Raw genomic sequence first — 8,362 nt, 5'->3', positions numbered from 1 at the left:
CGCAGCTGTAGGAGTTGAAGACCGAGGTTGTTGCGGCATGGCGCCGAGCGCCAGCCCTACCATAAAACAGGAAAGAGGACACAAAGAAGGGTTGGACCGAGGTCCAACCCTTGAGAGTAAAATTCGCTCGAACGACCTATCGCTTTCTCAAGACCGCAACCCAATCCTTGCCATCGGCAACCGGTGGCTTACCGAGCGAATGTTCGCCCTTGGACTTGGCATTGATCTTCTTAACCGAACCGGACTGAAGGTCACCCCCTTCTCTTGGATTGAACCAAGCGAGCTGGTACTTGCCGGCTTCCAAGCTGAGGGAACGTTCGTCTCCACTTCTGAGATACAGAAGGTAGGAATCACCCGGCAGAGCGAGACAGTAGTCACCTTCAGCCGAGTTCACTGTAGGACCATTGTCTACGATAAGATTGTCCATCGATTTCATCTCCGCGTACGGCAAATCTTGTCCGTGAAGAAAATCGATGGCGATCTTGCACTGATCCCAGAAAAGATCGCGGGAACGCCAATCTTCACACGTGAGATCGGAGTGAGCTTCCTTGTATCCGAAATACCACTCGACGCCCCAAGCACCTGCGAGGTACGCACCCCAGAGAGCGTTTGAGCGGGCATTGTCATGCGTAGGGTCTACCGCATCAGGAACGAGCGAGTAAGACGCATCTCCTGGCTCATCAACCGCTACCGCCCATTGCTTTCCAGCTTTGGCGGACGCTTCGAGAATGTTCAGGACCGCGCCATGGACACGGTGGAAGTCGGGCTTGTTGGTTTGGAGAGACGCACCTGTGTACTTGCTATCCGCTCCGTAAACATCGTCGAACCAGTTTCCGTTGTGGATCACAACATGATGGCGGTACGGATCGTGGTTGTAGAAATACTCCGCCATAGCGAGTCGCTGGTGCTGGTACTGCGGAGGCGTACGTGGCTTTGGTTGCCACTCACCGAGCTCTTCACCCATGTTCCAGTTGAGAGCGAGGTTGTGGCCGAAACGAGCAATCAGCTCACGGTAGTAGAGGCGACGCGTGGCTCCGAGACCTCCCCCATCGAGCAGACCTTGGTTTTCCGCTTCTTGAGTCTTGAAGTGCAGGAAGATGCCGAGCTTGCTCGCGTGCTGGAAGACGATCTCCCACTGGTCGAGCTTGGAGACATCGAATCGGTCATGCGTGTCGTAGTCGATATACGGGAACACGTTATGGTCGTCTCCCATGATGTTCATAGTGAGGAAAGAGAACGCGTTCATTCCCTCCTCATGAAGGTAGTTCATCGCACCGATCAGCGCCTTTCCGCGATTGTCAGACCCCCAAGTCGGGTCACCTTCGTTCCAGTCCTTGAGGTGGGCTTCCCAAGTTTTCACGCGCTGGTCGGCGTGGCCATCATTGTGGAAGGTGCCATCGAAGTCTTCGTAAGCGAACACGTTTTCGGGAGCGTCTGGCCCACACTTGAAGAAGATCTCTCCAGTCTCAGCAAATCGTAGGTAGCGGTCGCCCGTGTACTGCAAACGCCCTTTCCCACGGAAGTCGTCTCCACTCTTGTCGCTCTTCGCGATCGAGAAGCTTCCAGTCGCGCCGTGCATGTGGCTGGTCTTGGCTTGCTTGGTCAGCTTAACCGTATTCTCGCGGACAGAGATGAAACGGTAGTGATAAAAAGACGCTTCGTAGCTCCACTCTCCCGTTTCGTCCGGTGCGAAGTGTACACGCCACTTATTGCCGCTAGTGGCAGAAGTCTGGCCCGCGTTTCCATCGGCTGCGAAATAGCCTGGAACGGAATAGCTCTTACCAGACTTGGCATGCGTGAATACCACATCGAATTTGTAATCGTAGAACGGATTCGGCGACGCGGTTTCAGAGGTCTCAGGCCCCTCGAAAGTTAGAGTGACTTTGTGCCACTTTTTAAGCTCTCCCGAGATCTCGGGATCGGATGCCGCGTTCGCGAAAAGCGACGCAAAAAGAGACGCCGCAAAAACGCAGAGGATAGGTATAACTCGTTTCATAGTGTATGTAGGGATGCGTCAGATTCGATACAGAGATGACGCGTTTAGCCGGGGTGGTTGACTGGAGAAAAGCGTTTGTTGAGCTCCAGTTTTCCGATGCAGAAGAGGCTTTTGGCGATACTCAATTACAATCGGTCCGATTGACGCAAAAGCTCTGATATTATTTGAATTCTCACATCAAAGCTTAATCCCAAAACCACTAAGCGATGCGGACAACCGAGCTGAAATGTTTCAGTACGGAGCGCTTCAATATTTTCTCCGAACTCGCTGAAAAAACCGCCGAAACCGAGGGCTGGTTGAGCCGTCGCAACAGGTGGGAAACGTCCTCGTTTGCGTAACGGTCGTGAGCGTCCTTCACCGCTGAGCGCTTGCCAAACAGAGCATCCGCTTCATCAAAAAAGAGAATCCAACCTCGCTGCTCCGCTTTCGCCCAAAGGGAGGCCAAGTTCTTCTCAGTTTCACCGATGTATTCAGAAAACAATTTCGACAGATCGACACGATAAACAGTGCGACCAGCCGACTTACCCATCTCAGCCATTTTTGCGTGCTTAGCTTCGAGGTTTTCTCCGATCAATAGCAATACGTTTCGCTGAGGACGCTTTTTCCCTGCAATCACCTTCTCGAAGCGAATGAGCTCCTTTTGGTCCACGGATCTCAATCGAATCTCCGGCTTTCGAATGCGAACACCAATTCTCCGAATCGCTTTCCTATCCCAAACCATGAAGAGAAGCTAAAACAAGTGCCCCGATATTCAAGCGTCTAGCTGAACCTGTTTAAGACGTATCCATATTGCATGTACGCTTGAAAAAACATCTCAACCTGTTGGGATCGAACTCGTGCCAAACGCCCAACCGGACAACGATCGCATCGAGAGACAAGCGAAGCCGCCTTGCCTGCTCGATCATCCGTTCCAGCTTCAGTTCCTCAAGGATCAGCCGGTCATGCGAAGCTTCTTCGAGCTTTTCGAGTACCACCCCAGCGCCTATTTCTACGCAAAGGACAAAGACCACCGCTACATCTACGTTAACGGGCTTATCCTTCGCGATGTCTTCGGACTCGACTCTCTAGATAAAATAGTGGGCAAGACAGACCTAGACTTTCAGCTGCCCGTAATGGCCCGCGCCTACCACGCCGAGGACAAGCGTGTCATGGATGGCGGTAAAACTATCGCCGAAGAAGTCTGGCTCGTCCCTCACGTAAAAGGGACGCCCAAGTGGTACGTCTCGACCAAAACCCCGTTTTGCGACCAGAGCGGTGAGGTCCTGGGCATCATTGGCTGCATGTACCCGCTCGAAACGCAGAGCGCTCGCCAAGCTTATTTCGCGGAGCTCGCACCCGCTGTCGCCCACATCGAGAAACACTTCCGCGAAGAGATTTCGATCAGCGCCTTGGCTGAAATGTCCAAGCTTTCCAGCACCCAATTCAACTTCCGATTTCGGACCCTTCTTCGCCTTTCACCAAGCGAATATATACTAAAATTACGTATAGAAGCCGCTCAACACCTCCTAAACAGCTCCGAAAAGTCGATCGCCGACATTGGTTTCGAAATCGGCTTCTACGACCAGAGCCACTTCACAAAACGCTTCCGTAAAGCCACAGGGATTACCCCACTTGCCTACCGCAAACAGCGCCGATAAAAGCCGTGTTCAAATGTTAAAGCGTCAAATCGTACCAAATTTGCAGAGTAAAGGTACAAGACGATTTCACGTTTAGGTGCTAGATTCCTCCCCGCCTAAGACAACATGCCTTTCAACACCCCTAAACTTCTAGGCGGCGCCTTTTTGGTGGCCGCCGCTTCGCTGTCTGCGGAAGAGATCTCATTCAATGAGGACATTCGCCCTATCTTGTCCGACCGTTGCTTCAAGTGCCATGGTCCCGACGCAGAGAACCAAAAGTCGGAGTTCAGGCTCGATACCTTTGAACACGCGACCGCCGATATAGACGGTATTCAAGGTATCGTACCCGGGAATCTCGATGACTCGGAATTCCACTACCGCATTCACACGGATGAGTCGGAAGACATGATGCCGCCACCGAAGTCCAACCTGAAGCTATCGGATCGTGAGAAGGAACTCCTCGATCAATGGATTCTGCAAGGGGCTGAATACGACACTCACTGGGCATTCAAACCGCTTCCAAAATCAGTCGATGTTCCCGATCATGAGTCTGACTGGGCTAGCAACGAGATTGACCAATTCGTCGAGAAGGACCTGATCGCTAACGACTTTTCTCCGGCCGATGAGTCACCAAAAGAAAAGTGGCTCCGCCGAGTCACCTTCGATCTCACAGGCCTCCCTCCGACGCTCGATGAGCTAGCCGACTTCCAAGCCGACACCTCAACGGACGCCTATGAAAAAGTGGTAGACCGCCTGCTAAACTCTACAGGCTACGCCGAGCGTATGACCAGCGAATGGCTAGACGTTGCTCGCTACTCAGATTCCAATGGCTACCAACGCGACCGCGAACGCCGTGTCTGGCCGTGGCGTGATTGGGTGATCGACGCATTCGATCAAAACATGCCTTACGACGAATTCGTCACGCTCCAGCTCGCAGGTGACCTCCTTCCTGACGCTGGCCAAGACGAAATCCTCCCCACTGCCTTCAATCGAATCCACGCTCACAAAATGGAAGGTGGCATCGTTCTCGAAGAGTACCGCGTCGAATACGTGGCCGACCGCACGCAAACCTTCAGCGCCGCATTCCTCGGCCTCACCATGGACTGCGCCCGCTGCCACGACCACAAATACGACCCCCTCCCGACCAAGGACTACTACGAGCTCAGCTCCTTCTTTGCCAATATCGAGGAATCAGGTCTCATCTCCTACTTCACCGACGCTGTCCCAACGCCAGCTATGCCGATCTCTACTCCAGAGGCAGACGAGAAGTTCGCGGAAGCAGAGGAGGAAATCGCCAAGGCTGAGATAAAGCTGGAGAAGCTCGCCCAAGAAAGCGTTAACTCCGATCAGTTTAAAACCTGGCTCGCTACAAATCCCGAAGCTCGCCTCCCAGGACTCGTGGCCGACGTCACCTTCGACTCGATGGAGGAAGGCAAGCTGACCAACTTCGCCAAGACCGATACCCTCGTAACAACCCCAGAGAACAATAAGCTCGTTCCCGGCGTATCTGGAAAAGCGATACACTTCACTGGCGACGACGCCCTAGAAATTCCAGAGACCGGACACTTCACTCGCGAACATCCGTTCAGCGCGTCGCTCTGGATTCGTCCAAACCAAATCTCCGAACGCGAAAACTTGTTCAGCCGAGGAGGAGGCGCAGACGACGCAGCAAGCTTAGGGTACGAAGTACTTCTGCTCGACGGAAAGCTAACTGCTTCCCTCATTCACTTTTGGCCTGGCAACGCTCTCCGCGTCCAAGCGAAGCAACCTGTAGCAGCCCAAGAGTGGCAACACGTGGTTGTCACTTACGACGGCTCCAGCAAGGCTAACGGCATTTCAATCTATCTCGATGGCAAGCCACTCGAGCTGGAAGTAATCAAGGATCACCTCACCCGCCAGATCACCCAATGGCACGTTCCAGGCGGTAAAATCGTACGCCCACACATCGTGCTCGGAGAGCGGTACCGAGATCGTGGATTCAAGAACGGGCAAATCGACGAGTTCCGCATGTTCAACCGAGAGCTAAGCTCCGCGGAAGCTCTCCACCTCTACGACAATAAGCACCTGAATACACTCCTCGCAAATGATCCAAAGGAACTGAGCGAGGACCAACTCAATGAGCTTTCTGACTACTTCCTGGCAACCGTTAGCCCATCCGCCAACCAAGCACGTTCCGACCTAAAAGCCGCTCGTGCTAAGTGGAACAGAACGATGGACGATCTCCCGGCGATCTCCATCATGCGAGAAACGGAGGAGCCGCGCAAAGCGTATGTGCTGACTCGCGGTGGCTACGACAACCATGGAGAGGAGGTAACCGCCGACACTCCAAGCGCTCTTCCTGAATTCCCAGAAGACCAACCACGCAATCGTCTCGGACTCGCCAAGTGGCTTACCGCACCCGACCATCCGCTCACCGCACGCGTCGCCGTAAACCGCTATTGGCAAATGGTATTTGGCGAGGGCCTTGTACGTACCCCTGAGGACTTCGGCAGCCAAGGCAACCCACCGACTCATCCCGAGCTACTCGACTGGCTCTCACGCGATTTCGTCAACAATGGCTGGGACCTGCAGCGCCTCTTCAAAAAGATGGTCCTCTCCTCCACTTATCGCCAAAGCACTTTCACAGATTCGAGCACTCGCGAACGCGACCCCGACAATATCTACCTAAGCCGCAGCTTCCCAGAGCGTCTCCCGGCTGAAATGATCCGCGACAACGCTCTCGCAGTAAGCGGTCTCCTCGTCGACAAGGTCGGCGGCGAACCAGTCAAACCCTACGATCTCTCAGTATCCTTCAAGCCGATGGACCACGACCAAGGAGAAGGCTTGTATCGACGCAGTCTATACACATTCTGGAAACGGAACGCTCCCGCGCCAGCAATGGTTGCCTTCGACGCCTCCAAACGCGACGTCTGTACCGTGAAACGCGAAGCCACCAGTTCGCCTCTCCAGCCGCTCGTAACTTTGAATGCCCCACAATTCGTCGAGGCCTCCCGAGTCTTAGGTGAGAAGCTTCTTCAAAAACACGGCAAGGATCGCAAAGGCCTTATCAACGAAGCCTTCCTCTCTCTCACCAGTCGTCAGCCTGACAAGAAGGAACTCAGCATTCTCTCTAGTCTTTATAAGACGCAACTCGCCGAATTCTCCGAGAATCCAGATGAAGCTGCCGCCTTGCTGGAAGTCGGACACGCTCCACTCAACGTAAATCTCAACACGACTGAACACGCCGCCGCAACCATTGTGATCAATGCGGTTATGAACCTTAACGAATCGCTTATCCAACGATGAATCACTCACCCCTTTGCACCGGATTCGACGACGAGTCGCTCATCAGTCGTCGCAAATTTCTGAATACCTTCGCCATGGGTCTCGGCGGTATCGCCTTGGCCGACATGATGAACCCGCTCAGTCTCTCCGCCGCGAGCGACACCCCCATCGGCACCCACTTCGCTCCTAAAGCCAAGCGCGTCATTTATTTATTCCAGTCGGGCGGCCCCTCTCAGATCGAACTCTTCGACCATAAGCCTGTGCTGCAAAAGCAACACGGAGAGGAGCTACCTGATTCTGTGCGTAAAGGCCAACGCCTCACTGGCATGTCCACCAACCAAGCAAGCTTTCCGCTTGCCGGCTGTCCCTTCGAATTCAAACAGCATGGTGACAGTGGTGCGACTATAAGTGAGCTCATGCCGCACCTCTCAGAGCTCGCGGACGATCTCTGTTTCATCAAATCCATGTACACCGAGGCCATCAACCACGGACCAGGTGTTATGATGATGCAGACCGGTTCCCAATTCCCAGGACGCCCCACCATGGGTTCATGGCTGTCGCACGGTCTTGGTTCCATGAACTCCAACCTCCCCTCCTACGTCGTCCTAACGACCAAGAATAAGGGAGGCCAACCACTCGGAGCGCGCTACTGGGGTAGCGGCTTCCTGCCGAGCCGCCACGACGGCGTTCGCTTCCGCTCCGACAAAGATGCCGTTCTCTACCTCAACAATCCAGACGGGGTCAGCAAGAAAGGGCGTTACGCGACGATCAAGCACCTCGAAGAACTCCATCAACATCAGATCGAGAAGCAAAGCGATCCAGTACTCGAAAACCAAATACAGCAGTACGAAATGGCTTTCCGCCTCCAAACATCAGTACCAGAAGTAACTGATATCAGCGGCGAATCCGAGGCTACCTTAAAGCTCTACGGCGAAGATGTCACCACTCCTGGCACTTACGCGGCGAACTGCTTACAAGCTCGTCGCCTAGCCGAAAAGGGAGTCCGCTTCATCCAGCTCTTCCACCCAGGCTGGGATGGACACGCCGGCCTACCCGGTCAGATCAAGAAGCAAAGCAAGGAAACCGACCAACCAACTGCGGCGCTCCTAAAGGATCTCAAGTCACGCGGCATGCTCGAAGATACACTTGTCATCTGGGGTGGAGAGTTCGGGCGTACAAACTACTGCCAAGGCAAGATGACCAAGAAAAGCTTCGGCCGCGACCACCACCCACGCTGCTTCACCAAGTGGATCGCTGGCGGTGGCGTAAAGCCGGGCACCTCCTACGGGATGACCGACGATTACGGATACAACATCGTTCAGGATGGAGTACACGTACACGACTTCCACGCGACCCTCCTCCATCTCCTCGGCATCGACCACAAGCGTCTCACTTACAAACACCAAGGCCGCCATTTCCGTCTCACCGACGTACACGGCAAGGTCGTGAAGAAGATCCTCGCCTAGCTTTCCGTGGGAGCGTGCTT

Annotated in this window: 5 protein-coding genes; 3 read left to right on the top strand and 2 right to left on the bottom strand. The window is 54.1% G+C overall.

Going from position 1 to position 8,362, the window contains the following annotated elements:
- Positions 1 to 136 precede the first annotated feature (136 nt).
- Together JIN87_RS27310 and JIN87_RS29125 are read right to left on the bottom strand one after the other, a co-directional pair.
- Complete coding sequence (locus tag JIN87_RS27310; RefSeq protein ID WP_200359791.1) at positions 137 to 1,996, bottom strand: DUF5060 domain-containing protein; 1,860 nt, start codon at positions 1,994 to 1,996, stop codon at positions 137 to 139.
- A 199-nt stretch (positions 1,997 to 2,195) separates the two neighbouring features.
- On the bottom strand, positions 2,196 to 2,645 hold the full coding sequence (locus tag JIN87_RS29125; protein ID WP_200359790.1) for an AAA family ATPase: 450 nt from the start codon (positions 2,643 to 2,645) through the stop codon (positions 2,196 to 2,198).
- Between the two features lie 187 nt (positions 2,646 to 2,832).
- Between JIN87_RS29125 and JIN87_RS27300 the strand changes: the two genes are divergently transcribed.
- The 3 genes from JIN87_RS27300 (at position 2,833) to JIN87_RS27290 (ending at position 8,342) form a co-directional block, all read left to right on the top strand.
- Complete coding sequence (locus JIN87_RS27300) at positions 2,833 to 3,633, top strand: AraC family transcriptional regulator (protein WP_200359787.1); 801 nt, start codon at positions 2,833 to 2,835, stop codon at positions 3,631 to 3,633.
- Between the two features lie 105 nt (positions 3,634 to 3,738).
- Positions 3,739 to 6,897 (top strand): DUF1553 domain-containing protein, encoded by a 3,159-nt coding sequence (locus tag JIN87_RS27295; RefSeq protein ID WP_200359785.1) that lies wholly within the window; start codon positions 3,739 to 3,741, stop codon positions 6,895 to 6,897.
- A complete protein-coding gene (locus JIN87_RS27290; protein WP_200359783.1) occupies positions 6,894 to 8,342 on the top strand; it encodes a DUF1501 domain-containing protein in 1,449 nt (482 codons plus the stop codon). The genes JIN87_RS27295 and JIN87_RS27290 overlap by 4 nt, the downstream gene beginning before the upstream one ends.
- The last annotated feature ends 20 nt before the right edge of the window (positions 8,343 to 8,362 follow it).

The organism is Pelagicoccus mobilis (assembly GCF_016595505.1).
In the GTDB taxonomy this organism is placed as follows: domain Bacteria; phylum Verrucomicrobiota; class Verrucomicrobiia; order Opitutales; family Opitutaceae; genus Pelagicoccus; species Pelagicoccus mobilis.
The sequence above is the reverse complement of the archived record's forward strand: the minus strand, read 5'-3'. Positions and strand labels throughout refer to the sequence as shown.

Coding starts and splice junctions, on each gene's coding strand:
- JIN87_RS27310 (WP_200359791.1), bottom strand. CDS start 1,996: ATGAAACGAGTTATACCTATCCTCTGCGTTTTTGCGGCGTCTCTTTTT.
- JIN87_RS27295 (WP_200359785.1), top strand. CDS start 3,739: ATGCCTTTCAACACCCCTAAACTTCTAGGCGGCGCCTTTTTGGTGGCC.
- JIN87_RS27290 (WP_200359783.1), top strand. CDS start 6,894: ATGAATCACTCACCCCTTTGCACCGGATTCGACGACGAGTCGCTCATC.